This is a genomic window from Arthrobacter sp. Z1-9, from assembly GCF_054792695.1.
Genome location: NZ_CP096456.1, coordinates 1,458,420 through 1,484,413, shown reverse-complemented (window position 1 = coordinate 1,484,413; position 25,994 = coordinate 1,458,420). Strand labels below are relative to the sequence as shown.

21 protein-coding genes are annotated in these 25,994 nt (G+C 67.2%); 13 read left to right on the top strand and 8 right to left on the bottom strand.

Annotation, left to right across the window (positions count from 1 at the left end):
* Positions 1-2,229, top strand: a complete 2,229-nt coding sequence (locus M1D93_RS06770; protein ID WP_461174373.1) for a molybdopterin oxidoreductase family protein — start codon at positions 1-3, stop codon at positions 2,227-2,229.
* A complete protein-coding gene (locus M1D93_RS06765; RefSeq protein WP_461174372.1) occupies positions 2,226-3,785 on the top strand; it encodes an FAD-dependent oxidoreductase in 1,560 nt (519 codons plus the stop codon). Before M1D93_RS06770 ends, M1D93_RS06765 begins: the two co-directional genes overlap by 4 nt.
* Positions 3,786-3,821: 36 nt before the next feature.
* Here the strand turns inward: M1D93_RS06765 and M1D93_RS06760 are convergent, their stop codons facing one another.
* The 3 genes from M1D93_RS06760 to M1D93_RS06750 all read right to left on the bottom strand — a co-directional run bounded on the left by M1D93_RS06760 (position 3,822) and on the right by M1D93_RS06750 (position 5,818).
* The gene (locus tag M1D93_RS06760) at positions 3,822-4,007 is read right to left on the bottom strand and encodes a PspC domain-containing protein (protein ID WP_461174371.1); all 186 of its coding nucleotides are present in this window, start codon (positions 4,005-4,007) and stop codon (positions 3,822-3,824) included.
* Positions 4,008-4,017: 10 nt separating this feature from the next.
* A complete protein-coding gene (locus tag M1D93_RS06755; RefSeq protein ID WP_461174370.1) occupies positions 4,018-4,278 on the bottom strand; it encodes a hypothetical protein in 261 nt (86 codons plus the stop codon).
* Between the two features lie 124 nt (positions 4,279-4,402).
* Positions 4,403-5,818 (bottom strand): NAD(P)H-quinone dehydrogenase, encoded by a 1,416-nt coding sequence (locus tag M1D93_RS06750; RefSeq protein WP_461174369.1) that lies wholly within the window; start codon positions 5,816-5,818, stop codon positions 4,403-4,405.
* 106 nt (positions 5,819-5,924) lie between these two features.
* On the opposite strand from M1D93_RS06750, the gene M1D93_RS06745 reads away from it, so the two are divergent.
* Complete coding sequence (locus M1D93_RS06745; RefSeq protein WP_461174368.1) at positions 5,925-6,743, top strand: purine-nucleoside phosphorylase; 819 nt, start codon at positions 5,925-5,927, stop codon at positions 6,741-6,743.
* A 137-nt stretch (positions 6,744-6,880) separates the two neighbouring features.
* Positions 6,881-8,632, top strand: coding sequence for a phospho-sugar mutase (locus M1D93_RS06740; RefSeq protein WP_461174367.1), 1,752 nt, complete (start codon positions 6,881-6,883; stop codon positions 8,630-8,632).
* A 57-nt stretch (positions 8,633-8,689) separates the two neighbouring features.
* On the opposite strand, the gene nirD is transcribed toward M1D93_RS06740, so the two are convergent.
* Positions 8,690-9,076, bottom strand: a complete 387-nt coding sequence (gene nirD, locus M1D93_RS06735; protein ID WP_461174366.1) for a nitrite reductase small subunit NirD — start codon at positions 9,074-9,076, stop codon at positions 8,690-8,692.
* A gap of 269 nt (positions 9,077-9,345) precedes the next feature.
* Between nirD and nirB the strand changes: the two genes are divergently transcribed.
* The 6 genes from nirB (at position 9,346) to M1D93_RS06705 (ending at position 16,416) form a co-directional block, all read left to right on the top strand.
* Positions 9,346-11,991, top strand: coding sequence for a nitrite reductase large subunit NirB (nirB, locus tag M1D93_RS06730; RefSeq protein ID WP_461174365.1), 2,646 nt, complete (start codon positions 9,346-9,348; stop codon positions 11,989-11,991).
* A gap of 2 nt (positions 11,992-11,993) precedes the next feature.
* Positions 11,994-13,028, top strand: a complete 1,035-nt coding sequence (cobA, locus tag M1D93_RS06725; RefSeq protein WP_461174364.1) for a uroporphyrinogen-III C-methyltransferase — start codon at positions 11,994-11,996, stop codon at positions 13,026-13,028.
* A gap of 14 nt (positions 13,029-13,042) precedes the next feature.
* Positions 13,043-14,191: a uroporphyrinogen-III synthase gene (locus M1D93_RS06720; RefSeq protein ID WP_461174363.1), complete on the top strand. Its 1,149-nt coding sequence runs from the start codon at positions 13,043-13,045 to the stop codon at positions 14,189-14,191.
* 200 nt (positions 14,192-14,391) lie between these two features.
* Positions 14,392-15,252 carry an FAD-dependent oxidoreductase gene (locus tag M1D93_RS06715; protein WP_461174362.1) on the top strand — a complete coding sequence of 287 codons (861 nt, stop codon included), beginning with the start codon at positions 14,392-14,394 and terminating at the stop codon, positions 15,250-15,252.
* A 132-nt stretch (positions 15,253-15,384) separates the two neighbouring features.
* Entirely contained in the window at positions 15,385-16,101 is a 717-nt protein-coding gene (deoC, locus tag M1D93_RS06710) for a deoxyribose-phosphate aldolase (RefSeq protein ID WP_461174361.1), read from the top strand.
* 51 nt (positions 16,102-16,152) lie between these two features.
* The gene (locus M1D93_RS06705) at positions 16,153-16,416 is read left to right on the top strand and encodes a hypothetical protein (RefSeq protein ID WP_461174360.1); all 264 of its coding nucleotides are present in this window, start codon (positions 16,153-16,155) and stop codon (positions 16,414-16,416) included.
* A gap of 76 nt (positions 16,417-16,492) precedes the next feature.
* Here the strand turns inward: M1D93_RS06705 and M1D93_RS06700 are convergent, their stop codons facing one another.
* Positions 16,493-17,305 carry a metal-dependent hydrolase gene (locus M1D93_RS06700; RefSeq protein ID WP_461174359.1) on the bottom strand — a complete coding sequence of 271 codons (813 nt, stop codon included), beginning with the start codon at positions 17,303-17,305 and terminating at the stop codon, positions 16,493-16,495.
* A 6-nt stretch (positions 17,306-17,311) separates the two neighbouring features.
* Positions 17,312-21,001 (bottom strand): transcription-repair coupling factor, encoded by a 3,690-nt coding sequence (gene mfd, locus M1D93_RS06695; protein ID WP_461174358.1) that lies wholly within the window; start codon positions 20,999-21,001, stop codon positions 17,312-17,314.
* Between the two features lie 206 nt (positions 21,002-21,207).
* Here mfd and M1D93_RS06690 point away from each other — a divergent pair, with 206 nt between their 5' ends.
* The 3 genes from M1D93_RS06690 to M1D93_RS06680 are packed head-to-tail and all read left to right on the top strand — an operon-like array spanning position 21,208 to position 23,481.
* On the top strand, positions 21,208-22,716 hold the full coding sequence (locus tag M1D93_RS06690) for an SDR family oxidoreductase (protein WP_461174357.1): 1,509 nt from the start codon (positions 21,208-21,210) through the stop codon (positions 22,714-22,716).
* 42 nt (positions 22,717-22,758) lie between these two features.
* Entirely contained in the window at positions 22,759-23,256 is a 498-nt protein-coding gene (locus M1D93_RS06685) for a DUF2505 domain-containing protein (protein WP_461174356.1), read from the top strand.
* Between the two features lie 9 nt (positions 23,257-23,265).
* Positions 23,266-23,481 carry an SCO4848 family membrane protein gene (locus tag M1D93_RS06680; RefSeq protein ID WP_461174951.1) on the top strand — a complete coding sequence of 72 codons (216 nt, stop codon included), beginning with the start codon at positions 23,266-23,268 and terminating at the stop codon, positions 23,479-23,481.
* A 78-nt stretch (positions 23,482-23,559) separates the two neighbouring features.
* Here M1D93_RS06680 and sufU read toward each other — a convergent pair whose 3' ends face one another.
* The gene (sufU, locus tag M1D93_RS06675; RefSeq protein WP_461174355.1) at positions 23,560-24,009 is read right to left on the bottom strand and encodes a Fe-S cluster assembly sulfur transfer protein SufU; all 450 of its coding nucleotides are present in this window, start codon (positions 24,007-24,009) and stop codon (positions 23,560-23,562) included.
* 34 nt (positions 24,010-24,043) lie between these two features.
* Positions 24,044-25,369, bottom strand: coding sequence for a SufS family cysteine desulfurase (locus M1D93_RS06670; protein WP_461174354.1), 1,326 nt, complete (start codon positions 25,367-25,369; stop codon positions 24,044-24,046).
* Positions 25,370-25,994: the final 625 nt, after the last annotated feature.

Here is a 25,994-nt window from a genome sequence, read left to right as displayed (position 1 = left end):
ATGACCACAAGCGCCGACACGCACTGCCCTTACTGCGCCCTGCAGTGCGCCATGACGCTCACGTCTCCAGCGGAACTGACCCCGGCTTCCCGGCCGGGGTCAGTCCCCGTGACTGCACTGCCTGCCCCGGCATCCCCCGCCGCGGCTCCCGCTGCCCCCACCGCACTACTCGAGGTCCAAGGGCGCAGCTTCCCCACCAACCGCGGCGGTCTCTGCCGCAAAGGCTGGACCTCCGCCACCCTGTTGAACCACCCGGGCCGGATCACCGAGCCCCTCCTGAAAGGCGCCGACGGCGTCCACCGCCCCATTACCTGGGACCAGGCCCTGGACCTCGCCGCATCCGCCGTGAAGGACGCCCGGGCCCGCTACGGGAGGGACTCGGTGGGCGTTTTCGGCGGCGGCGGCCTCACCAACGAAAAGGCCTACATGCTGGGCAAGTTCGCCCGGCTCGCCCTGGGAACCTCACGCATCGACTACAACGGGCGGTTCTGCATGTCCTCCGCGGCAGCCGCAGGGATGCGCGCCTTCGGCGTTGACCGCGGCCTGCCCTTCCCGCTCGAAGCCCTGAACACCGCCAGCACCATCCTGATGCTCGGTTCCAACGTGGCCGAAACGATGCCGCCCTTCGTCCAGCACCTCAAGGGAACGCGCGACGCCGGCGGGCTGATCGTGGTGGACCCGCGCCGTTCAGCCACGGCTGCCTTTACCGCCGACGGCGGCGGCCTCCACCTCCAGCCCCTGCCGGGCAGCGACCTCGCCCTCCTGCTGGGCATCTCCCACGTCGTCATCCACGAGAACCTGGCGGACACCACCTATCTTGAGGAACGCACCTCGGGCTACAGCGCCGTGGCCCGCAGCGTGAACTCTTTCTGGCCCGAACGGGTGCAGTCCATCACCGGCGTCCCCGCGGAACTGATCCGCGAGACCGCCCGCCGGCTTGCCGCGGGCGCACGCAAGGGCGGCAGCTACATCCTTACCGGCCGTGGTGTGGAACAGCACGTGGATGGCACTGATACCGCCACGGCCGCCATCAACCTCAGCCTCCTGCTGGGCCTGCCCGGATCGGCCCGCAGCGGCTACGGCACCCTCACCGGCCAGGGCAACGGCCAGGGCGGCCGGGAGCACGGCCAGAAGGCCGATCAGCTCCCCGGCTACCGCAAGATCACCGATCCCGCCGCCCGCGCCCACGTAGCCGGCGTGTGGGGCGTCCCGGAGAGCCTGATTCCCGGGCCTGGCCTGCCGGCGGTCCAGCTCCTTCAGTCGCTGGGAAAGCCCGACGGCGTCCGCTGCCTTTTCGTCCACGCCTCCAACATCGCCGTGGCCTCCCCCGACGCCAACGCAGTGATCAGCGGCCTGCGCAACCTGGACTTCCTGGTGGTCTGCGACTTCTTTATGTCCGAGACTGCGGCTGAGGCAGACCTCATCCTTCCCGTCCTTCAATGGGCGGAGGAGGACGGCACTCTGACCAACCTCGAAGGCCGGGTCCTCCGCCGCCGCAAGGCCCTCACTCCCCCGGCCGGAGCCCGCAGCGAGCTGTGGATCATGGCCCGGCTGGCTGAAGCCCTCGATGCCCCGTCCACCTACAGCGAGGACCCGGAAACGGTCTTTGAAGAACTGAGGCTCGCTTCGGCCGGCGGACTGGCGGACTACTCCGGCATCGACTACGCCATGCTGGACCGCGGTGAAGCGGCGTACTGGCCCTACCCGGCAGGCAGCAAGGGAACCCCGAGGCTGTTCCGGGACAAGTTTGCCCACGCCGACGGCAAAGCCGTGATGACCCCGGTAACGTCCCGCCGCCGTCGTACCCCCGCTGCCAACCCTGACCCGGCCGCGACAACCATGACCCTCGTCACCGGCCGCCTCCTGGAGCACTACCAGTCCGGCTCGCAGACCCGGCGGGTGCCGGAACTGCTGGAGGCCCGGCCCGAAGCGAAGCTGCAGCTCCATCCTGCCGCTGCTGCCGCCATGGGCATCACCGAAGGGGCGCTCGTCTCGGTGGCCAATGAGCGCGGCGAGGTGCTGTGCCGGGCCGAACTCAGCAACGCGATCCGCCCGGACACCGTCTTCCTGCCCTTCCATTTCCCGGAACTCGAGAGCGCCAACCGCCTCACCGACGCCGCCACGGACCCCATCTCGGGGATGCCCGAATTCAAGTTCAACAAGGTGTGGGTGCGGCCGGCCGCCGCACCCGTTTCAACCAACGTGCTTCAAACGACGGAGGCCTCATGAGCGAGCAAGTTGTCATCGTAGGATTCGGGCCGGTGGCTGCCCGGCTGGTTGATGAGCTCCTGCCTGCCGTCCGCAGCGGCCACCTGGACCTCACGGTGGTGGGCGCGGAAGCGGAAGCCGCGTACAACCGCGTGCTGGTGGCCGACCTCGGCGTGGGGCGGACCACCCCCGACGCCCTGGCGCTTTCCGACGCCGACGCCCTGGCTGCAGAAGGCGTGGACGTCCGGCTCGGCGTCCGCGTCCGCCGCGTGGACCGTGCCAGGCAACAGGTCCTCCTGTCCGACGGTGCCGTGGCACATTACGACCGCCTGGTTTTCGCCACCGGTTCGCGGCCGGTGATCCCCAACCTGACCGGCATCAACCCGGATCCCACCTCGCCGGTCCTCCCGGCGGGAGTTACCGCCCTCCGCGACCTCCGTGATGCCGAGGTCCTGCGCGAGGCCGTGGATGGCGGCAAGCGGGTGGTGGTCCTCGGCGGCGGTGTGCTGGGCCTGGAGACGGCCCTGGCCGCAGCGGAAGAAGGCGCCACGGTCACGGTGGTCCACAACGGGCCGTACCCGCTGGGCCGCAACATTGACCGCGGCGGCGGCGCCGTCCTGGCTGCCAGCCTCCGGCGCTGCGGGGTCCGGATGGCCGGCAACGCCCGCTCCACCGGGGTGGAGCACAACGGGCCCGACGGCGGCTTCTCGGCCCTGCTGCTTGCCGACGGGTCCGCTATCGACGGCGACCTCCTGGTCATCTCCTGCGGCGTCCGCCCCCGGACCGAACTGGCAGAGGGCTGCGGGCTCTCCACCTCCGCCGGGATCCTGGTGGACCACAAGCTCCGGGCCCACCACGAACCACACATCTTTGCCATTGGCGACTGCGCTGAGGTCCGTTGCCCCGATCCCGACTGCGCGCACTGCAGGAACGCCAAGGGCCCCTCCGGTCTGGTCGGCCCCGGATGGCGCCAGGCCGAATGGCTGGCCGAGTACCTCACGCTCCTGGCGTCCGCTGCTCCGGAGGCAGCAGACCTGCTGCCTGAATTGCCTGCCGAGCAGGCCGGCGTCATCGTCCTGAAGGCCCGCGGCATGAACATGGCGGTGGCCGGGGACAACGCTGCCGAACCCTGGGACGAGGACATCCTCACAGCCGGGGCAGTCAACGGCCGTCCCCGGCTGCAGATTGCCCAGTGGGCGGATCCGGAACACGGCCGCTACGTGAAGATGACCACCCGGGGCGGGGTCCTGGAAGGCCTGGTGGCCGTGGGCATGCCGCGCACGGCCGCGGAGCTGGTGGGACTGTTTGAACGCGGCGCCGAACTGCCCGCCGACCGGTCGCTGCTCCTTCGCCTTGACGGGCCGGACCAGCTTCCGGGCGCGGCGGCCGACCCGCAGGGAACCGTCTGCCGGTGTGCGGGCGTCAGCGGAGCAACGATCACGGGCGCGGTGGAGCAAGGGTGCTCAACCGTGGCCGAGGTCTCCAAGGCAACCCGGGCCGGCACCGGCTGCGGCGGCTGCCACGAGGACATCAAAGGGCTGATCGAAAAACACTTTCAGGCGGTCTCCGCGGCGTAAACCGCAGGCGCCCGGTCGTTGAGCTTGCCGGTTGCTCTAGACCGGCGCTTTCGGGATCAGGATCCAGAGCGCGATGTAGACCAGTTCACCGATCCCCACCAGGCCGAAGATGACGAAGCCCAGCCGGACCAGGAATTTGGGGAGCCCGAACCGGGCTGCAAGGGCCGCGCAGACGCCGCCGATGACTTTGCCGCTGCGGGGACGGACGAGGGCTGTTGTCATGGCTTGTTCCTCAACCTTCCGCGCCGGACGCGCCGTTGGAGCTTAGTTCCCCGTTGGCCACCGCTTCCGCGTAGCGGGTGAGGTCCGGGCCGGGCTGGAAGTCGACGAACTGGTCCTTCAGCTGCTCAAAAAGGAACTTGTACACCTCGTCCTTGTCAGCGGTGGACAAAGTGGCGGCCGCCTGCCGGACCGCTTCCTGCAGGGCCCGGTCAGCGTCGAGCAGGATCTTCTCCCTTGCCTGCTCATTCCACGTGACGTCTTTCAGTTCCACGAACTTCTCCTTGCGTCGATGGCTGATGCAGGGACGGCCGGGAAATTCTGATGAAGTTCCCGGCCGGTCCTTTGAGGAGTCTATGCAGGTGATACGAGAGCGGTCCAGACTCCCGTGCAGGAACCTATAGGTGGACGTGGAGGCGGCGCGCGGCCTCCGAGATGGATCCGGTCAGCGACGGGTAAACAGTGAAGGTGCTGGCCACATCGTCCACGTGCAGCTTTTGTTTAACGGCGATGGAGATCGGGAAGATCAGCTCGGAAGCGTTGGGCCCCACCACGACGCCTCCGATCACTGTGCCGGAGCCCTTCCGGGCGAAGATCTTCACAAAGCCGTCCTTGTGGTTGCGCATCTTGGCGCGGGCATTGCTGCGCAGGGAAAGTTTGACCACGTCACCTTGGTACTTGCCGGAGTCGATCTCTGCCTCGGACACACCGACGTTGGCAATCTCGGGCGAGGTGAAGATGTTGGATGCCACCTGGTGCAGCTTGAGCGGGGTGACGGTGTCGCCCATGAAGTGGGCCACCGCAATGCGGCCTTGCATGGCGGCCACGGAGGCCAGCGGCAGCACTCCGGTGCAGTCGCCTGCGGCGTAGATGTTGGGGGCCGAGGTCCGGGAGACGCCGTCCACCTTGATGTGGCCGCTCTCGCTGAGCGCCACGCCGGCCTCTTCGAGTCCGATGCCGGCGGTGTTGGGAATGGAGCCCAGGCACAGCAGGCAGTGGCTGCCGGTGACCTTGGAGCCGTCGCTAAGGGTGACCACGACGCCGTCGTCCGTCCGTTCCACGGCCTCTGCGCGGGAGCGGGACAGGACGCGGACGCCGCGGCGCTCGAATACTTCCTCCAGCACAACTGCTGCATCCACGTCAGAGCCGGGGAGCACGCGGTCGCGGCTGGAAATCAGCGTCACTTTGGAACCGAGTCCGTTGTAGGCGGAGGCAAACTCGGCACCCGTAACGCCAGAACCCACCACAATCAGGTCCTCGGGCAGTTCATCGAGGTCGTAGATCTGCGTCCAGTTCAGGATCCGGTCGCCATCGGGCCGGGCAGTGGGGAGCTCGCGCGGATGGGCGCCCAGCGCGAGGAGGATGGTGTCTGCCTCAACCGTCTCGGTGCCCTCGGCGGTGAGGACTTCAATGGTGTGGTCATCCAGGAGCCGGCCGGACCCGGTCAGGATGCGAACGCCCTGCTGGATGAGGCCGTCGTGGATGTCCTTGGACTGGCTGCGCGCCAGGTTGAGGAGGCGGTCGTTGATGTGCTTGAGGTCCGCACGCATCACGGGCACAAAGTCGCCGCCGTCGACGTCGAACTTCACTCCCAGTTCCCCCGCCTCGGCGACGCGGGTCATCAGGTCCGCCGTGGCAATCAGAGTTTTGGAGGGGACGACGTCGGTCAGCACGGCTGAGCCGCCCAGCCCCGCCCGCTCGATGATCGTGACCTGCGCTCCAAGCGAGGCGGCCACCATGGCGGCTTCATATCCGCCGGGACCACCTCCCAGGATTGCGATCCGGGGTGAGCTGAAATCTGGATGCGTAGTCACAATCAATCATTCTCCTGTATCCGTGGCCGGACCACCAAAGAAAACGGTCTCTCGCCGATCCGGCCAAAGGGTGGGCGCGCGCGGACCGGCAGGATAACTTGTACCAGTGAGTACAACAGACTTCCTGAAGACCGATCCCTTCGCTGCCGCACGCGCCGCCGCCGAGTACATTGCCGAGGAAACCGGCGTGGACAGCCACGACGTCGCGCTCGTGCTTGGCTCCGGCTGGGCCGAGGCAGCCGGCCTCATCGGCGAAACCACCGCCACGCTGTCAGCCGAGGAGGTCCCCGGCTTCCATGCGCCGGCTGTCGTTGGGCACGTGGGCACCATCCGCTCGGTGCTCACCAAGGAGGGCAAGCGGGCGCTGGTCCTGGGCGCCAGGACCCATTACTACGAGGGCAAGGGCGTGCGTGCCGTCGTGCACGGCATCAGGACGGCGGCGGCTGCAGGCTGCAGCACCCTGGTGCTGACCAATGGCTGCGGCGGGCTGAACGAAAACTGGAATCCCGGAACACCGGTGCTGATCAGCGATCACATCAACCTCACCGCTGCCTCGCCCCTGGAAGGCGCCACGTTCGTTGACCTGACAGATCTTTATTCCGCCCGGATCCGGGGACTTGCCCGGGAGGTCGACGCAACCCTCGAGGAGGGTGTCTACGCCCAGTTCCCCGGCCCCCACTACGAGACGCCGGCCGAGGTCCAGTACGCCAAGCGCATCGGGGCGGACCTGGTGGGCATGTCCACGGCTTTGGAGGCGATCGCCGGACGCCACGCCGGAATGGAAGTGTTCGGTATCTCCCTCGTCACCAACCTCGCCGCCGGTATCAGCCCCCAGCCCCTCAGCCACGAGGAAGTCCTCGAGTCAGGACAGGCTGCGGGTCCCCGGATCTCCAAGCTGCTCGCCGAAATCATCGCCAAACTCTGACGAAAGGTGGGGCCCCGCCCGCGCTGGTTGGGCCCGGCAGGCGGCGTGGCCTCAGAAGCCAGGGCGGGGGCGCGGATTTTGCCGTTTGGACGGCGGGCGGCAAGAGTTCGGGAGCCAATGACGATAGCGTTGTGCCCATGACGTCCTCCGAAGCCGATTTCCGCCTGCTCACCGAAGCCCGCGAATGGGCCGCCCAGGACCCGGATCCCGCGACGGCGGCTTCCCTCCTTGAGCTCGTCAGGTCGGTTGATGACGGGGACGCTGCCGCCCGGCAGGAACTCGAAGACAGCTTCCGCGGGACCTTGCAGTTCGGCACCGCCGGACTGCGGGCTCCCCTGGGCCCCGGTCCCAACCGGATGAACCGGGTGGTGGTGCGGCGTGCTGCTGCCGGCCTGGCGGACTTCCTGCTCCAGGCGGTGGGCGGAGCGTCGCCGGGGACCCGGCCGCGCGCCGTCGTCGGCTATGACGCCCGGTACAACTCCGACATCTTTGCTGAAGAAACCGCCGCCATTTTTACTGCCGCCGGGATAGACACTTTCCTGATGCCGGCGGCGCTGCCAACTCCCCTGCTGGCTTATGCTGTGCGGGCCCTGGAGTGCGACGGCGGCGTGATGGTGACTGCCAGCCACAACCCGCCGCAGGACAACGGCTACAAGGTCTACCTGGGCCGCCATGCCGTCCCGGAGAGCGGCAGCGGCGCCCAGATCGTGGCACCTTATGACGCCCGGATCGCTGCGCGGATCAACGCCGTGGGGCCTGTGGACTCCATTGTTCTGGCCACCAGCGGCTGGACGGTGCTGGACGGGTCCCTGGCTGCGGGCTACGAACAGGCCACTGCGGCGTTGGTCCTCCCGGACAGCTTCCCCGCCCGCAACCTGCGCATTGTTCTCACACCCATGCACGGTGTGGGTGGGGAAACCGCGGAGGCCGTGCTGAAGGCTGCGGGTTTCGCCGACGTTACCCTCGTGGCCGAGCAGGCAGAGCCGGACCCGGACTTCCCGACCGTCAGCTTCCCGAACCCGGAGGAACCCGGGGCGCTGGACCTGGCACTTGAAACGGCAGAGCGGCTCGCCGCTGACATCGTTATTGCCAATGATCCCGACGCCGACAGGGCGGCAGTTGCGGCGAAGGATCCGGATACCGGCGCGTGGCGGATGCTTCGTGGAGACGAAGTGGGAGCGTTGCTGGGAGCCCATATTGCGGCGCGGCTGGCGGCGACTGCCCGGAGCGATGGCGACCGGAACACCCAGGGCGTCTTCGCGAATTCGATCGTGTCCTCACGGCTGCTGGCTCGGATTGCCACGGCGGCAGGCTATGCACATGAAGAAACTTTGACCGGGTTCAAGTGGATTTCACGCGTGCCCGGGCTGGTGTACGGCTACGAGGAAGCCTTGGGCTACTGCGTGGCGCCTGACATCGTGAAGGACAAGGACGGCATCTCCGCGGCAGTGCTGATCGCGGAACTCGCTGCCGCCGCGAAGGCTGACGGGAAGACCGTCTTTGACACCCTGGACGAGCTTTACCTGCAGCACGGCCTGCACGCCAGCGACCAGCTCAGCATCCGGGTGGCGGACCTGGGCCTCCTGGACGCCATGATGAACCGGCTTCGGGACAGCCCGCCGGAATCCTTCGGATCCTCCGCGGTGGAGGTTTTCACGGACCTGGCTGAGGGCAGCGGGCAGCTTCCTCCCACCGACGGGCTCCTCTACCTCACAAGGGACCTCACCCGGGTGATCATCCGGCCCAGCGGCACCGAGCCCAAACTCAAGTGCTACCTGGAAGTAATTCACCACGTAGGTACCGCCGCCGAACTGCCGGAAGCCCGGCAGGCAGCGCGGGCAGCGCTGGACGAGGTGCTGAGCGACGTCAGCGAGGCGCTGGGGCTTTAGGCCCGGGGCCTTAGTCCTGGGCTTGCCGGGCTAAAGCCCTTTAAAGCTCAATCCCGACTACAGCTCAATCTCGACGAAACCGTCGGTGATGCGGGTGCTGAATGTTGCCAGGCCCAGGCCCGGGGTGCTGAAGCATTCGCCGGTCTCCAGGTCGTAGACCTCTTTGTGCAGCGGAGACGCGATGGTGGGACGGGCGCCGCGGGATCCAAGGATTCCCCGGGCCATGACGTGAGCTCCGGTGGCCGGGTCCTCGTGGGCTACCGCGAAAACTTCGTTGGGTCCGGTGCGGAAGAGAGCGATCTGGCGTCCGGCGATGAGTGCTGCTTCGCCCCAGGCGGGTTCCAGGTCATCCACCAGGCAGACGCGGTGCCAGCCGCCGGTGATGCCCGCTGCGGCCTCTTCGGTGCCGGCTGCGAGTGCTCCAAGTTCCAGTGTTGCCGTCATGTCGGCCCCTCTCCCTGTGCGTGTAATCCTTGCGTTTGGCTGCCTTTGCGGCCGTGTTCCACGCTAGGCCGCAGGTGTTTCAGTGGGGTGCAGTCAATGTGTCCGGCGCGTAAAAGACACCTCACGCAGCCGGAAACCCGTTCGTGATGCAGAAGTTAAGTTGACGAAACAATTGGGAAACTGAAGCGAAACTGCGTCTCCCTAGTCTGGATGGACACTCGTCACCAGAAGGCTGCAGGAAACGCTGCGGCCCATGCGAAAGGCCCACAGTGACCGAACAGACTTCAAGCACAGAGACTCCGCGCCGCATCGTCGTCGCCGGCGGCGGCCCCGCGGCCCACCGTTTTGCGGACGCAATGCACGCCCGCGGCCTCGATGGCTGGCATGTCACGGTCCTCACTGAGGAAGCCCACCTCCCCTACGACCGCGTCGCCCTCTCCAAGGCCCTGACCGAGAAGGACGTGGACCTGACCCTGGGAACGGCTTCCATGTGGGACCACCCCGCCCTGGAGCTGAAGACCGGCGAGCGTGTCGTCAAGATCAACGCCGAAGCCAAGACGGTGGAAACCGCCACCGGCAGCATTGTCGAATACGACGAACTGGTGGTCGCCACGGGTTCCAATGCCGCCCGCCTGCCCATTCCCGGCAACGAACTCACGCACGTCTACCGCACGCTCGAAGACGTCTGGGCGATCAACGAAGCCATAACCGGACTCACCGCAAAGCTGGGCCGCAAGGTCAACGCAGTCACCATCGGTGGCGGCCTCCTGGGGCTCGAGTCCGCCGCCGGCACCGAGCAGCTGGGCGCCAACCCTATCGTTATTGACGGTTCGCAGTGGCTGATGGCCACCCAGCTCGACGAAGGCGCCGGCCAGGCAATGGGCCGCCTCATCAAGGCCAAGGGCTTCGAAGTCCACGGTGGCGTCTTCCCGTCTGAGGTATTGTCCGACGACGACGGCCAGGTCACCGGCGTCCTCATGGCTGACGGCCGCGTGATCGACGCCGACCTCGTGATTGTCGCCATCGGCGTCCGGCCGCGCGACGAACTCTTCCGCGCAGCCGAAGGCGAAGAGCAGGTCTTCTCGCTGGGCCAGCGCGGCGGCGTGGTCATCAACGACTACTGCGCCACGGAGGTACCCGGAATCTGGGCCATCGGCGAAGTGGCCAACTACGGTGGCATGTGCCTGGGCCTGGTGGCCCCCGCCAACACGATGGCCGAGATCGTGGCTGACCGCCTGCACGGCGGCGACGCCACTTTCCCCGGTTTTGATACCGCCACCAAGCTGAAGCTGTCCGGCGTGGACGTTGCCAGTTTCGGTGATGCCTTCGCCAAGACCGAGCACGCCCTCGAAATCGTCTACGCCGACCCCGCCCGCGGCGTGTACCAGAAGATCGTCACCACCGACGACGCCAAGACGCTGCTGGGCGGCATCTTCGTGGGCGACGCTTCCCCGTACATGAGCCTGCGTCCGCTGCTGGGCCGCGAACTTCCCGCCGAGCCGGGTGCGTTCCTCAGTGCGGCCGGCGGCGGCGAGGCTCCTGAAACCGAACTCCCGGACGACGCCACCCTCTGCTCCTGCAACAACGTCACCGCCGGCAGCATCCGCGACGCCATCAACGGCTGCGGCGCCTGCGAGGGCAACGCCCCGGTCCAGGAACTCGGTGAGCTGAAGGGCTGCACCCGTGCAGGCACCCAGTGCGGTTCCTGCGTGCCGATGCTCAAGAAGCTGCTGGAAACCGAGCTCACCAAGTCCGGCGTCGAGGTTTCCAAGGCCCTCTGCGAACACATCGAGCTGTCCCGCCAGGAACTCTTCGACGCCATCCGGGTCCTGGAACTGACCTCCTTCGAGGAGATCATGGCCAAGTACGGCACCGGAGCGGGCTGCGACATCTGCAAGCCGACCATCGCCAACATCCTGGCCAGCCAGAACAGCGCCTACGTCCTGGACGCCGGCCGCGGAACCCTGCAGGACACCAACGACCGAGCCCTCGCCAACATGCAGAAGGACGGCACCTACTCGGTGGTCCCCCGCATCGCCGGCGGCGAAATCACCCCCAAGAAGCTCGGCGTCATCGCCGCCGTGGCCGAAAAGTACAACCTGTACACCAAGATCACCGGCGGCCAGCGGATCGACATGTTCGGCGCCCGTCTTGAGGAGCTCCCGGAAATCTGGAAGGAACTCGTGGACGCCGGCTTCGAATCCGGCCAGGCCTACGGCAAGAGCCTGCGCACGGTGAAGTCCTGTGTCGGTTCCACCTGGTGCCGGTTCGGCGTCCAGGACTCGGTGGCCATGGCCATCCAGCTCGAACTGCGGTACCGCGGCCTGCGCAGCCCGCACAAGCTCAAAATGGGCGTCTCCGGCTGCGCCCGTGAATGTGCCGAAGCCCGCGGCAAGGACGTGGGCGTGATCGCCACCGCCGACGGCTGGAACCTGTACGTCGGCGGCAACGGCGGTGCCACCCCGGCCCACGCCCAGCTCCTCGCGAAGGACCTCGACGACGAAACGCTGATCAAGTACATCGACCGCTACTTCATGTACTACATCCGCACCGCAGACCGGCTGCAGCGCACCGCACGCTGGCAGGAAGAGCTCGACGGCGGCATCAAGCACGTTGAGGACGTGGTGGTCAAGGACACCCTGGGCATCGCCGCGGACCTTGAAGCAGCCATGGCAAAGCACGTGGACACCTACGTCGACGAGTGGGCGGACACCCTCAAGGACCCCGAGCGCCTGCGCCGGTTCCGTTCCTTCGTCAACGCCCCCGACCAGAAGGACGACTCCATCACCTTCGTCCCGGACGAGCGCGGGCAGATGCGCCCCGCCACCCCCGAGGAAAAGGGGAAGGTCCTGATCGGCGCTTCCATCCCCGTCCGGCCTTCCACCCCCGACCTGCTGGACAAGAACGAGGTATAGACATGCAGCTCAGCATTGATCTCACCGGCCGCGACGTCCTGGTCACCGGCTCTGACCACGCCGCACGCCAGGCGGTACGCCGCTACGAAGCCGCCGGCGCCGTCGTCTACCGCCTCAGCACCCCCCAGGGTGCCGGCCAGGACGGCCCGCTGCCCGAACGCCCCTTCCTGGTTGCCGCGGTCGACGACGGCCAGCCGGGCTGGGAGGCCCTGCTGGGCAGGTGCCGGGAAGCCGGGATTCCGGTGGCCGCCGAGCCGGGGGCCGGGCCCGTTGGCCACGTCACCCTCGTGGGTGGCGGCCCCGGAACAACCGAGCTGCTCACCGTCGGTGCCGTCAAGGCCCTCCGTGATGCCGACGTCGTCTTCTATGACCGCCTGGCTCCGTGCCAGGAGCTGGCGTCCCTGACCTCCGCCGAACTGGTGGATGTGGGCAAGAAGCCCGGGCACCACAAGGTCAGCCAGGGCGACATCGAAAAGCTGATGGTGGAAAGTGCCCTCGCAGGCAACAACGTGGTCCGGCTCAAGGGCGGCGACCCCTACGTCTTCGGCCGCGGCGGCGAGGAAGTTGCCTCCTGCGTTGCCGCCGGGGTGCCCGTACGCGTCATCTCGGGTGTCACCAGTGCGATCTCCGTTCCGGCGGCAGCCGGAATCCCGGTCACGCACCGCGAAGTCAGCCACATGTTCACTGTGGTCTCCGGGCACGCCCCGCTAACGGAAAAGGAGCACGGCCACCTGGCCGGCCTGGGCGGGACCATCGTTGTCCTGATGGGCATCGGCACCCTCCATCAGCTCGCAGCCGGACTGCGCAGGGCCGGGATGCGCGCCGACATGCCCATGGCCGTCGTCGAACGCGGTTACCGGCCCGGGCAGCGCACCACCATTGCGGACCTTGGCACCATCACCACCGCAGCCGCCGGCTGCAGCAACCCGGCTGTACTGGTTATTGGCGAGGTGGTTCGGGTGGCGGAAGCCAACCGAGGGCACGCTGAGGCCGCCGCCGACCTCGACAGGCTGGCGGCCTCGCTGCTGGGCTCGTGAAAGGATTGACCTCCATGACTGCACTTGCACCGGCCGAAACTCCGCAGGTTGAAGAAGCGCCCGACGCCGCAGAGGCCCCGCTGGAGGGTTTCCGCATCGGTGTCACCTCGCACCGCCGCTCCCAGGACCTGATCGAGGCCCTGGAACGCCGTGGAGCGGAAGTGCTGCACGCGCCCGCGCTGAAGATCGCTCCCGTGCAGGAGGACATGCGCCTCATCGAGGACACGAGGGCGATTATCGCGGCCAAGCCGGACCTGTGCATCGCCACCACTGCCTACGGCATGCGCCGGTGGTGCGAGGCAGCCGATTCCTTCGGCATCGGTGATGAGCTGCTGGAAACCCTGGGCGCCTGCCGGATGTTTGTCCGGGGCCCCAAAGCCCGCGGCGCCGTGCGCGCGGCGGGGCTTGCCGACGTCGGCATCAGCAGCGACGAAACCACCGCGACACTGGTGGACATGCTGCTTACCGAAGGCGTCCGGGGCAAGACGGTAGCGGTGCAGCTGCACGGCTACACCGACGTCCGGCAGCTGGAGCGCCTGCGCATGTCCGGCGCCACGGTCCTGACGGTCACGCCCTACCGCTGGGTGAAGCCCGATGGCGAGGACAGGCTTCCCCGCCTCATCGAGGCCGCATGCAGCGGCAACCTGGACGTCCTGACGTTCACCAGCGCACCCGCCGTCGACGCCATGTGGAGCACCGCCCACGAGATGGGTGTGTACAAACAGCTGATCGAAAGCCTGAAGACCAACGTCACCACCGCAGTGGTGGGTCCGGTCACGGCGCAGCCGCTGCTGGACGCCGGCGTGACGCCACTGGTTCCGGAGCGGTTCCGGATGGGTGCGCTCATCAGGCTGGTGTGTGAGCACCTGGCCTTGAACCACGTCCGCCGGCTGGATACGAGGTCCGGCAACATCGAACTGCGGGGACGCAGCCTGCGCATCGACGGCCAGCCCGTGGAACTGGCCCCCGCCCCGCTGTTGCTCCTGCGGGCACTGCTGGGCGCCGGCGGCGCTGTCCTGTCGCGGGATTCCCTGTCGGAACTGCTGGAACTGCGCGGATCGGTGCACGCCCTGGACATGACGGTCAGCCGGCTGCGCTCCTCGCTGCCGGACGGGCGGCTGGTGGAAACAGTGGTCAAACGAGGCTACCGCATCCGGGTCTAGCTGCCTGCGGGGCCCCAATGTGTCTGTTGGCGGACGGATGAGAGCCACATCACGGGTTCTGTTACCGCCCGGTAAACACTGGCGAACACGGGGCCTACAAACGGCAACTGCAGGGAAACACGCCGGAAAAAGCAGCAGCCTACGCTGGGTTCCATCACGAAGTTCCGGCCGTCACCGGCCGCCAGCGAAAGGGCCAGCACATGTCCGCTCCGGCACCCTCCACGTCAACCGCTCCCGCCACCCGCATCGTCATTGCGGGAGCGGGCCCTGCCGCCCAGGCTCTTGTCAGCCAGCTTGACCGCGCCCGGTTCACCGGCACCATCACCGTGCTGAGCAACCGGGACGACACCCCGGAGGAGCTGCTGGAGCTGGCGCTCCTCCCCCAGGTCTCCGTCCGCTTCGGCCAGCCGGCCAGCCACATCGACCCGGAAAACCGGACTGTCGCGACGGCGGACGGCATGGAATTCAGTTACGACCAGCTGGTCATTGCCACCGGATCAGCACCGGTAGCCAGCCCGGTGGAGGGCGCTGGCGGCTGCCTGAGCTACTCCACCATCGATGACGCGGCCCGCATCGGCGAGGCCGTCAGCGAAGTCACGAGGGAACTTGGCAGGCGCCCGCTGGGGATCCTGGTGGGAACGGGTGCCGCCGCCGGCCAAGCTGAAGCAGTGCTCCGTGCCAGAGGCGTACGCCCCATCCGCACCACCGCCCGGCCGGCCGCCGTAATGCCCGGTGCAACAGCGTCGGGTTTCGCGGCTTCGGGTGTGGTCTTCGAGGACGGCAGCAGCATGTACGGCGACCTGGTGGTCCTTGCCGAGGAGCGGGTGTCCCGGGACGGGCTGGCCGCCAGCGCCGGCCTGCGGACTGCGGCTACCGGAGGGATTGTCATCAGCGAGGACTACCGGACCTCCGTCCCTGGTATCTGGGCCATCGGTGACGCCGCAGCGTTCGACGGCGTCCGGCTCGGCCTGCTGGTTGCTGCCGCTTCGGCTGCAGGCGCCTGCGCCACCCAGCTCCTGACGGCGGCATCCGCTCCTGCCGCCTTGCCCGCGGCTGCCTGAGCCGGTAGTCCGGCGTCACTCCCGGCCCGATAATCCGCTCGGAATTTTGGGGGCGGGCGTTGTGACAAGATGGTTCCCGAAACGAGTCAAGGACGCGCGCCGGGGCCCACGAGGCCCCTGGAGAGGACCATCATGAGCAACGAAGCCACCCCTTCCGTTCAACCAGCCGCCGCCGTTGCGGGGAGCATCGCTTCCTACATCGACCACACGCTGCTGAAGCCTGAAGCAGGAAAGGCTGACGTCCTCAAGGTGTGCGCGGAAGCGGCCGAGTACCACTTCAAGTCGGTGTGCGTTAATCCCCTGTGGGTCAAGACGGTCAAGACCGCCCTCAAGGGGACCGGCGTCCTGACATGTTCGGTGGTGGGCTTCCCACTGGGTGCCACGCCCACTGACGTCAAGACCTTCGAAGCCCGCGGTGCGGTGCTGGATGGGGCTGACGAGGTGGACATGGTCATCAACGTCGCGGCGGCCCGGGCCGGGGACAAGGGTGCATTGGTTGAGGACATCACTGCGGTGGCGGAGGCTGTCCACGCGAGCGGCGCCATCCTCAAAGTCATCATCGAGACAGCGCTGCTGACGGACGACCAGAAGGTCCTGGCCTGTGAGGCCGCCGTGGAGGCCGGTGCCGATTTCGTAAAGACCTCAACAGGCTTCAACGGCGGCGGCGCCACGGTCGAAGACATTGCCCTGATGCGCAGCACGGTGGGACCGGATCTGGGCGTCAAGGCCTCCGGCGGCGTGCGGTCCCTCGAGGATGCGCAGGCTATGATTGCTGCAGGTGCAACACGTATTGGTGCCAGCTCCGGGATTGCCATCGTCAAGGGTGAACAGGGTTCATCCTCCTACTGACAGCAGCCGGATTCGCCACAGATTGAGGCCCCCGTGGCCAAGGAGGAATGAATGTCCAGCAAGATCACGGCTTCCAACCCGGGCCCGGCGTCTCACGAAGGGTCACTCCAGACTCCCCAGAATGAGAACAAGCTTGCCACCAGCGTCATCCTTTTTGTGGTCTGCATGGCCTTGTTCCTCGGCGCCATCTACTCGCTGTCCTTCCTCACGCTGGGCAATCCGTGGCCGATGGCCGTCTGCATCCTGCTCTTCGGCCTGACCTACTGGATCCCGCAGACCATCCTCGGCCGCTCCGACTCGGCGGGCGAGCACTAAGAACCGCAGACTGCAGAAGAGACCCCCTGGACAGCGTCCAGGGGGTCTCTTCACGTCCAGGCCCTTGAGGACTGAATCAGAACCAGATCCGGGTCCACGTCTCCGCAGCGGCCGCAACTCTGCTCCATTGGCCCTGGGCTATGGACCAGACGGCCAGGCACAGCCCCACCATTGCGTAGGCGCTCACCGGGATCAGCAGCAGCCATTCGCGCTTGGATCCTGCGCGGCCCAGCAACGGCAGGGAGAGGGCGCCGTTGGGCCGCCAGACCTGGCGCAGCAGCGGCACCTTGCGCAGGAGTTTAGGCGGCCGGATGACGATGGGCCACAGCAGGGGCACGCCTCCTGTGGTGATCAGGTCCCCCACAATATGGACCACCACGCCGGTCAGCATCGAGACCGGAAGCCAGGTCCACTGGTCCGGCGCGAACCAGGTCACCAGCCCGGCCATGGTCAGGGCGAAGATCCAGTTGCTGATGAAGCCGGACTTCGGAAACAGCTTCAGGGCCTTCGCCGCGATGTTGATCATAAACATGCACAGGAGCCCCGCGCCCACGGACAGCAGTCCCCAGTCGGTCTCCAGCTGGACCTGCCCGGCCAGGGTGGCCAGCAGCACAAAGAACGCCGCCCCGAGCACGGAGTGGGTGCCCTGCCGGTGCCCGCCGCTGGCGTTTTCAATGCCGACGGCGATCACGTTGGACAGCGGCGGCAGGGAATTCGCTACGGTGCTGTGCCGGTGGTCCCAGTCGCACACCAGGGCGGTTCCCGCCGTCGCCATTCCGCCGATCAGGATGCCGGTGGCGTCCAGCGGGTACCAGCCGAGCGTGTACGGCCCCGTTGAGGCAATAGCTATCCACGCCGCGGCTCCCGACGCGGCGTGGTGTCCTCCCATCAAGTCCTAGCTCACCGCCAGCGGCTGGTCCGAGAAGATGTTGCGGATGACGCCGTTGGCCCATTCCAGGATTTCCGCGTCCTGCAGGTCCCGGCCGCCGATCCTTGCGGTCTTCGGCTTGGGGATCAGCACCGCATCAAGGGCGGGCTTCGACTGGGACCCCGGGTACATCCGGTTCAGGCGCATGACCTTGGATTCCGGGAGGGTGGCCGGCGCGAATTTGATGAAGTTGCCCTGCAGGGCCACGTCAGACAGTCCGGCTTCCCTGGCATCCACCCGGAAACGGGCCACGGACACCAGGTTTTGGGCCGGCAGCGGCGGCTCGCCGTAGCGGTCCACGAGCTCAGCGAGGACTTCGTCGATGGCCTCGTTGGTGAGCGCGGACGCTAGCTTGCGGTAGGCCTCCAGCCGCAGCCGCTCCCCCGGTACGTAGTCGTGCGGAAGGTGGGCGTTGACCGGGAGTTCGATCTTCATTTCGGCGGCCTTCTCCTCGGCCTCGCCGCGGAAGTCTGCCACCGCCTCGCCCACCAGGCGGATATACAGGTCGAAGCCGACGCCCTGGATGTGCCCGGACTGCTCACCGCCCAGCAGGTTGCCGGCACCGCGGATTTCCAGGTCCTTCATGGCCAGCTGCATGCCAGCGCCCAGCTCGTTGTGCGTGGCCACGGCCTTGAGCCGTTCGAGTGCCACTTCGCCCAGCGGCTTCTCGGAGGGGTACAGGAAGTAGGCGTAGGCGCGTTCACGGCCGCGGCCCACGCGCCCGCGGAGCTGGTGCAGCTGGGACAGGCCGTACTTGTCCGCGCCGTCCACGATCAGGGTGTTGGCGTTGGAGATGTCCAGGCCGGTTTCGATGATGGTGGTGCACACCAGCACGTCAAAGCGCTTCTCCCAGAAGTCCACGATGATCTGCTCAAGGCGGCTTTCGGACATTTTGCCGTGCGCCACCTCCACGCGCGCCTCCGGCACCAGTTCACGGATCTTGGCCGCCGTGCGTTCAATGGTGGACACCCGGTTGTGGACAAAAAAGACCTGGCCTTCGCGCATCAGCTCGCGCCGGATGGCAGCGGAAGTTTGCTTGTCTGTGTACGGGCCCACGTAGGTCAGGACCGGATGCCGTTCCTCCGGCGGGGTGGCCAGGGTGGACGTCTCGCGGATGCCGGTCAGGGACATCTCCAGCGTGCGCGGGATGGGGGTTGCGCTCATGGCCAGCACGTCCACGTTGGTGCGCATCTTCTTGAGCGCTTCCTTGTGCTCCACGCCGAAGCGCTGCTCCTCGTCCACGATCACCAGGCCCAGGTCCTTGAACTCAAAGTCCTTGGACAGCAGCCGGTGGGTACCGATGACGACGTCGACCGTCCCGTTCTTGACGCCCTCCGCCGTCTCCTTCGCTTCCTTGCCGGCCTGGAACCGGGAGAGTGGCTTCACGCGCAGGGGGAAGCCGGAGAACCGCTCGGTAAACGTTTCGTAGTGCTGCTGGGCCAGCAGCGTCGTGGGCACCAGCACCGCCACCTGCTTGCCGTCCTGCACCGCCTTGAAGGCGGCGCGCACGGCAATCTCCGTCTTGCCGTAGCCCACGTCCCCGGAGACCAGCCGGTCCATGGGGATTTCGCGTTCCATGTCCGCCTTGACCTCGTTGATGGTGGTGAGCTGGTCCGGGGTCTCCACGTACGGGAACGCTTCTTCAAGTTCGCGCTGCCACGGGGTGTCGGGCCCGAAGGCGTGTCCGCGCGATGCCATGCGGGCGGAGTACAGCCGGATGAGCTCACCGGCGATTTCCTTGACGGCTTTCCGGGCCTTGGACTTGGTGCTCGCCCAGTCCGCGCCGCCCATCTTGCTCAGGACCGGGGTGTCGCCGCCCACGTAGCGGGTCACCTGGTCCAGCTGGTCCGTGGGGACGAACAGCCGGTCCCCGGGCGCGCCGCGCTTGGACGGGGCGTATTCCAGGACCAGGTACTCACGCACGCCGTCACCGCCGCCAGCCACCTTTCGCTGGATCAGCTCGACAAACTTTCCAATGCCGTGCTGCTCGTGGACCACGTGGTCGCCCGCCACGAGCTGCAGCGGGTCCACTGCGTTGCGCCGTTTGGAGGGCATCCGGCGCATGTCCTTTGTGGATCCGGCGGACGTGCGGCCCAGCAGGTCAGCTTCAGTCAGCAGGCCCAGTTTGAGCCCGTCCAGGACAAAGCCGCGTCCGACGGCGGCCGTGGTCACCTCGATGATGCCCGCCTGGGGCTCGTGGTCCAGGCTGTCCACCCGGGCGCACGGGATGTCGTTCTCGTGGAACAGCTCGGCCAGCCGCTGGGCAGGCCCGGGACCTTCGGTGGCCACAACAATCCGCCACTGGTCGCGGACGTGGGACCCGATGAAGTCCATCATTTCCGCCACGTCGCCCTGGTAGCCCCGGGGTTCCCGCGCATGCAGGTTCAGGACGTCAATCTCTGGCAGCAGCTCTTCGTCCTGGGTGAGGGAAGTGATGGACCACCAGGAGACTCCGTGCTCCAGCGAGGAGCTGCGCGTTTCGGTCAAGGACCGGAAGCTGGCTGAATGGAGCGCGGCACTTGCCTGCGAGCTCAAATCCAGCGGGGCAGCTCCGCCGTCGGAGGCAGTGGACCAGGCAGCCTCGAGGAATTCCTCATTGGTGGCGGCGAGGTCGTGGGCACGGGTACGGACCTTCTCCGGCTCGATGACCACGGAAATGGACCCTGCAGGCAACTGCTCCACAAAAGGAACCATCGAGTCCACCAGCACCGGGGCCAGGGACTCCATGCCCTCCACGGTGATGCCGCCGGCGATTTTTTCCAGCATGTCCGCCGCTGCCGGAAGCTGGGACTTGAGGGTGGCCGCCCGGGACATCACGGAAGGGGTGATGAGGATTTCCCGGCATGGCGGGGCGTGCAGCTCCGTGGGATGGTGAAGTCCCGGCGAGGACAGCGAGCGCTGGTCGGCAACGGCGAACCAGCGCATCTGGTCCACTTCGTCGCCAAAGAATTCAACCCGGATGGGGTGGTCCTCCGTGGGTGGAAAGACGTCGATGATGCCGCCGCGGACCGCGAACTCGCCGCGGTGCGTCACCATGTCCACGCGGGCGTACGCGGCGTCCGCCAGGTTCCGCACCACCTCGGTGAAGGGCATCTCCTGGCCCACCTTCAGCGTGACCGGCACCAGCTCGCCCAGGCCGGCCACCACGGGCTGAACCACGGCGCGGACGGGCGCCACCACCACACGGAGCGGTCCGGCCGTCGACGTTTCCGGGTGCGCGAGGCGGCGCAGCACGGAGAGGCGCCGGCCCACGGTGTCCGAGCGCGGCGAGAGCCGTTCGTGCGGGAGTGTTTCCCAGCTGGGGAACTCCGCCACGGCGTCGGCGGGGAGGTAGGCCCGCAGCGCGGCGGTCAGGTCCTCCGCCTCCCGGCCGGTAGCGGTGACGGCCAGCACCACACCCGGCCCGGCGGCGTCGTGCCCGTTGTCCCCCGCCCCTTCAGCAGCGGCCGCGATCCCGTCCGCCATTTCGGCGAGCAGCACCGGGCGCAGCCCGGGGGGCGCACTGATCTGGTAGTCCTGGCCCCGGACGTCGAAGCCGCGGGCAGCCTCGGCCCGGACGCGGGCAAAGGTGCGGTCCGGGGCGAGGGCGCGGCGCAGTCCGTCCAGCGACGGGCCTGCGCTGGAATGGCCGGCGGTGGACGGGCCGGGAAGGCTCATGGCAGAAGCTCCTGTGGTGTTCAGCGAAAAGCAGGCAACGCGAAAACCCGAAATTCGCTGCGAATCCCGGGTAAACCCAGCCTACCCTCCTGCACCGGCATGGCGGGCTGGTGGTGCAGTTAGGCTGGCAAAACCCGGCGAAGGCAGTCAGGGGCCGTCCGGGCGCGCTGCGGCTCCGAACAGCTTAAGGACGAAGAGGAGACAGCATGACCGGAACCAGCAATACCCAGCCTTCACCCAAGACTGTCCTGGTCACCGGGGCCACCGGCTACATCGGCGGCCGGCTGGTGCCAAAGCTTTTGGAGGCGGGCCACAACGTCAAGGTCCTGGTGCGCTCCCCTGACAAGATCGCCGGGGTCCCGTGGCGGGACAGGGTGGATGTCGTGGAAAGCAGCCTGGACGATGGCGGCGCGCTGCGGGCGGCGCTTGCCGGCGTCGACGTCTTTTACTACCTGGTGCATTCCATGGCTGCCGGGGCAGGCTTCGAAGCCAAGGAACAGGCGATGGCACGGGCGGCAGCGGAGGCCGCGGCGGCAGCGGGAGTAGGCAGGATCATCTACCTGGGCGGACTCCACCCCAAGGGAGTGGACCTGTCCACCCACATGCGCTCCCGCGAGGCCGTGGGCAAGGTATTCCTGGACAGCCCTGTGGACGCCATCGTGTTCCAGGCGGGAGTGGTGATCGGTTCCGGCTCGGCGTCCTTCGAGATGATCCGCCATCTCTCCGAGACCCTGCCGCTGATGCCCGCGCCCAGCTGGGTCCGCAACCGGATCGAGGCCATCGCGGTGCGGGATGTCCTGTACTACCTGGTGTCCGCGGCATCACTGGAGGGGCCCATTAACCGCACGTTCGACGTCGGCTGCCGCCAGGTGCTGACGTACGCCGGGATGATGAAGGAGTACGCCGCCGAAGCGGGCCTGCCATACCGCGTGGTCCTGGCACTGCCCGTCCCCGCGCCCAAACTCGCCGGGATGTGGGTGGCCCTGACCACACCCATCCCGCTGTCCATGGCCGTGCCGCTGGTCCAGTCCCTCCAACACGACGCCGTGTCCAACGAGCACGACATCGACCAGTACATCCCGCAGCCCGACAGCGGCCTCACCGACTACCGCACCGCCGTCGCCCTGGCCCTTGGCAAGGAACGCGACGGCCAGGTGCAGACAACGTGGGCCAACGCCGGGGTGGCTGCTGATCCCCTGCCCAGCGACCCCGACTGGGCCGGGCATAAGGTCTACATCGACGAACGGACCTTCCATGGCGACGTGGATCCCGCCCACGTATGGACGGTAATCGAGGGAATCGGCGGGCGGAACGGCTGGTACTCCCTGCCGCTGGCCTGGCACGTCCGCGGCTGGCTGGACAAACTGACGGGCGGCGCCGGACTGCTGCGCGGACGCCGGCACCCCGGACGGCTTGCCACCGGAGAAGTGGTGGACTGCTGGCGGGTGGAACGGATCGACCACGGAAAGCTCCTGCGGCTCCGTGCGGAAATGCGGGCTCCGGGCAGGGCATGGCTGGAGCTGTCCGTGGAGCCGGACGGGAACGGAAGCCGTTACCGGCAGCGGGCCATCTTCTTCCCCAAGGGGCTCAGCGGGCGGTTGTACTGGCTGGCGGTCCTTCCCTTTCATAGCCTGATCTTTCCGGCCATGGCAAGGAATATCACCGGCGCGGCCCGGAAGATGGTGGATGCGGAACGGACAGCCCGGACCCCGTAGGATGTTTGGAGCCTAATCCGATCCCACGTCCCAGGAGGACCCATGGCCTTGAGCGCAACCACCACCCTTCCGCACTCTGTCCCCAACGTTGCAGCTGTCCTGGTGGATGAAGATTTCCAGCGCCACGTCAGCCAGCTTGTCGGCGGCAACCTCGAATCCTTCACGGTCGACGGCGACGTTGCCGGCGCGTTCAGCGCCACGTCCGTCCGGACCCTTCCCACCACCCGGCTTCCCGAGTTCGCCCGCAAGTTCGTGGGTGAGCACCTCAAGGTGACGCAGGTGGAAAACTGGGACGCCCCCGCGGCCGACGGTTCCCGCCAAAGCAACATCTCGCTGAAGATCGCCGGAGCCCCCGTGGACGTCACCGCCGTGCAGCGGCTCGTAGCTGCCGACGGCGGCACGCGCGTAGAGCTTGAAGGCGAAGTAAAGTCCTCGGTGCCATTCCTCGGCGGAAAGATTGCCGACGCCGCAGAACCGATGGTTGCCAAGGCACTGAACCTCCAGGCCAAGCAGGCACAGGCCTGGCTGGAAAGCCACTAGTCCGTGGAGATGCCAGTCTTCGCCGCGCTGGTCCTGGTCATCGCCGGCCTCTGGTCCCTGGTGGTCTGGCCGCAGTTCCTGCGCCGGGTCATGAAGGATCCCCGAGCCCGGGACGCCGCCGGCAAGGCCACGAAGTTCCTCACCGTCCACGTGGTGCTGGTCAGCATCTCCATGGTGCTGGGAGCGGCCACCGCCATCATCGGCATCATGGGCCTGTTCAGCTAGGTTCGTTCCTAAAAGAAGTCCGGCCCTCCTTCCCGCGGGAAGGAGGGCCGGACTTCTTGTTGTCAGGACTTTTTGTTGTCAGGCGGCCTGGTTGAGCGCGTCCTCCGCCGCGACCCAGGAGATCATGGCGCACTTGACGCGGGCGGCGTAGCGCGCCACTCCCTCAAATGCCGCGGCATCACCGAGTATTTCGGGGTCGGCAGGTATCTTGCCCCGGGACCGGAGGACCTCGCGGAAGTTGTCAATCACCTCGTGCATCTCAGCCACAGTCATTCCCTCTGCCAGGTCCGTGAGGACCGAGGCGGACGCCATGGAAATGGAGCAACCTGCGCCGTCCCAGGCAATCTGCGACACTTTCCCGTCGGTTACGGCCAGGCGCAGGGTTACTTCGTCGCCGCAGACGGGGTTGAGCTGGTGCGACTGGCCCGTGGTGGCACCGTCCGGCGCCTTCGTCCCGGCCAGCCCGCTGCCGTGGCGTGCTTTGGAATGGTCCAGGATGATCTGCTGGTACAGGTGGTCAAGGCTCATGTCATACCTTCGATGTGCATCTGTGGTTGCTGTATCAGGCGCGGAAGTAGGCGCGTACGCCGGCAACGGCATCCAGGAACTGGTCCACGTCGTCGGTGGTGTTGTACAGATAGGCGCTGGCCCTGGTGGTGGCGGTCAGCCCCAGCCGGCGGTGCAGCGGCTGGGCGCAGTGGTGCCCAACACGAACGGCGATTCCCCGTGAATCGAGGAACTGGCCCACGTCGTGGGCGTGCACTCCTTCGACGTCGAACGCGGCCAGCCCAATCCGGTCCTGGCCTGCCGCGGGACCCAGGACCCGAATCCCCGGGATGGACTCAAGGCCGGTGATCATCCGCTGGCCGAGCTTTGCCTCCCAGCGGTGGATCCGGTCCAGCCCGGTCTCCGTCAGGTAGTTCGCTGCAGCGGCCAGGGCCACAGCCTGGGAGATGCGCTGGGTCCCGGCCTCAAAGCGCTGGGGCGCGGGGAGGTACTCGGCGCGCTCCATCGTCACTGTGGTGATCATGGACCCTCCCGTCAGGAACGGCGGCAGGATGTCCAGGACGTCCTGCTTGCCGTAAAGGACGCCGATTCCTGTGGGGGCAAGCATTTTGTGGCCGGAGAAAACAGCGAAGTCAATATCCAGCTCTTTGACGTTCAAGGGCATGTGGGGAGCGGACTGGCAGGCGTCCAGGACCACGAGGGCGCCGGCGTTCCGGCCCAGGGCCACCAGTTCCCGGACGGGGTTGATGGTGCCCAGGACGTTGGAGGCGTGCGTAAATGCCAGCACCTTCGTCCGCGCGCCGACGATGTCCGGGGCGAGGTCCATACGGAGGCTGCCGGCGTCGTCCACGGGGATATAGCGCAGGGTTGCCCCGGTACGGAAGGCAAGTTCCTGCCACGGTATGAGGTTGGCGTGGTGCTCCATCTCCGTCACAACAATTTCGTCGCCCGGGTTAAGCGCCAGGTCCTTCAGCCGGGCGTCGCCCCGCCCCTGGGCCGCCCAAAGGCCGGCGTTGGACAGCGCATAGCTGAGCAGGTTGAGGCCCTCGGTGGCGTTGGAGGTCCAGATGGTCTCGGAGTAGTCGGCGCCTATGAAGTCGGCCACGGTCTGCCGGGCGTCCTCGAATGCTTCGGTAGCCTCGACCGCAAGGTGGTGGGCGCCCCGGTGCACGGCAGCATTGCGCTGCTCATAGAATTCCTGCTCGGCTTCGATAACGCTCAGCGGATTTTGGGACGTTGCTCCGGAGTCCAGGTAGATCAACGGGCGTCCGTTGACCAGCTGTTCCAGGACCGGGAAGTCATTGCGGATGCGCTGGACTTCGGCGTTATCCATGACCGGCAAGGCGCGTTCCAGTGTGGCTGGCGATGATACTACGGCCAAAACTAACTCCTTGAGATGCCAACGGATGACATTCAATTGTCCCACAGCACGGCTGTGGCGGCCGCCCGGAGGGGCAGCCGCCACAGTCGCTCCGGGCTTCAGCCCGCGGAATGGAGGGCCGGCGACGGCTGGGGGGAGAGTCTCGGTCTCAGAAGACTCTGACGTCGCCGGCCCCGTCCAGCCCGGCCCCGAAGGACCGGAAGTTTGTCGGGACGGAGGAGCTTTGTTCTGCTGTCGGCAACTCTTGCGGCTTCTTTCGTGCCGGTTCCTTTTGCCTCCTTAAGTAAATATCCCAGCGCCATCCCGCACACGAGTAGGGTGTACTCGAATTCGCCGTCCCCGTACTACCGGGACCCCCTGCGGTACCCGGATTGCCCCCGGGCTGCCAGTCGAAGGCTGACGCGGCCGGTGCCCGCGCGTCTGCCGCGGGCGGGAGGGGCGGGCACGCCGGCGCAGTGGCCAAGCGTCAGGGGCCAATTAGACAGGGGCCTGGAGCCAGGGGCCAAGCGTCAGGGGCCAAGCGTCAGGGCCTAGAGTCAGGGGCCAATTAGTCAGGGGCCTGGAGCCAGGGGCCGGGGAACAGCCGACGGTGGCACGCCCACGGCCGCAGGGCACGTCATCCGGC

Bases quoted from the DNA above. Each gene is read 5' to 3' on its own strand.
- mfd (WP_461174358.1), bottom strand. From the start codon at position 21,001: ATGAGCCTTCCCGGCCCGTCCACCGCCGGCCATTCCAGCGCAGGCCCG.
- M1D93_RS06765 (WP_461174372.1), top strand. From the start codon at position 2,226: ATGAGCGAGCAAGTTGTCATCGTAGGATTCGGGCCGGTGGCTGCCCGG.
- sufU (WP_461174355.1), bottom strand. From the start codon at position 24,009: ATGAGCCTTGACCACCTGTACCAGCAGATCATCCTGGACCATTCCAAA.
- M1D93_RS06770 (WP_461174373.1), top strand. From the start codon at position 1: ATGACCACAAGCGCCGACACGCACTGCCCTTACTGCGCCCTGCAGTGC.
- cobA (WP_461174364.1), top strand. From the start codon at position 11,994: ATGCAGCTCAGCATTGATCTCACCGGCCGCGACGTCCTGGTCACCGGC.
- M1D93_RS06740 (WP_461174367.1), top strand. From the start codon at position 6,881: ATGACGTCCTCCGAAGCCGATTTCCGCCTGCTCACCGAAGCCCGCGAA.
- M1D93_RS06705 (WP_461174360.1), top strand. From the start codon at position 16,153: ATGTCCAGCAAGATCACGGCTTCCAACCCGGGCCCGGCGTCTCACGAA.
- nirD (WP_461174366.1), bottom strand. From the start codon at position 9,076: ATGACGGCAACACTGGAACTTGGAGCACTCGCAGCCGGCACCGAAGAG.
- deoC (WP_461174361.1), top strand. From the start codon at position 15,385: ATGAGCAACGAAGCCACCCCTTCCGTTCAACCAGCCGCCGCCGTTGCG.
- M1D93_RS06720 (WP_461174363.1), top strand. From the start codon at position 13,043: ATGACTGCACTTGCACCGGCCGAAACTCCGCAGGTTGAAGAAGCGCCC.
- M1D93_RS06715 (WP_461174362.1), top strand. From the start codon at position 14,392: ATGTCCGCTCCGGCACCCTCCACGTCAACCGCTCCCGCCACCCGCATC.
- M1D93_RS06680 (WP_461174951.1), top strand. From the start codon at position 23,266: ATGCCAGTCTTCGCCGCGCTGGTCCTGGTCATCGCCGGCCTCTGGTCC.
- M1D93_RS06760 (WP_461174371.1), bottom strand. From the start codon at position 4,007: ATGACAACAGCCCTCGTCCGTCCCCGCAGCGGCAAAGTCATCGGCGGC.
- M1D93_RS06690 (WP_461174357.1), top strand. From the start codon at position 21,208: ATGACCGGAACCAGCAATACCCAGCCTTCACCCAAGACTGTCCTGGTC.
- M1D93_RS06700 (WP_461174359.1), bottom strand. From the start codon at position 17,305: ATGGGAGGACACCACGCCGCGTCGGGAGCCGCGGCGTGGATAGCTATT.
- M1D93_RS06685 (WP_461174356.1), top strand. From the start codon at position 22,759: ATGGCCTTGAGCGCAACCACCACCCTTCCGCACTCTGTCCCCAACGTT.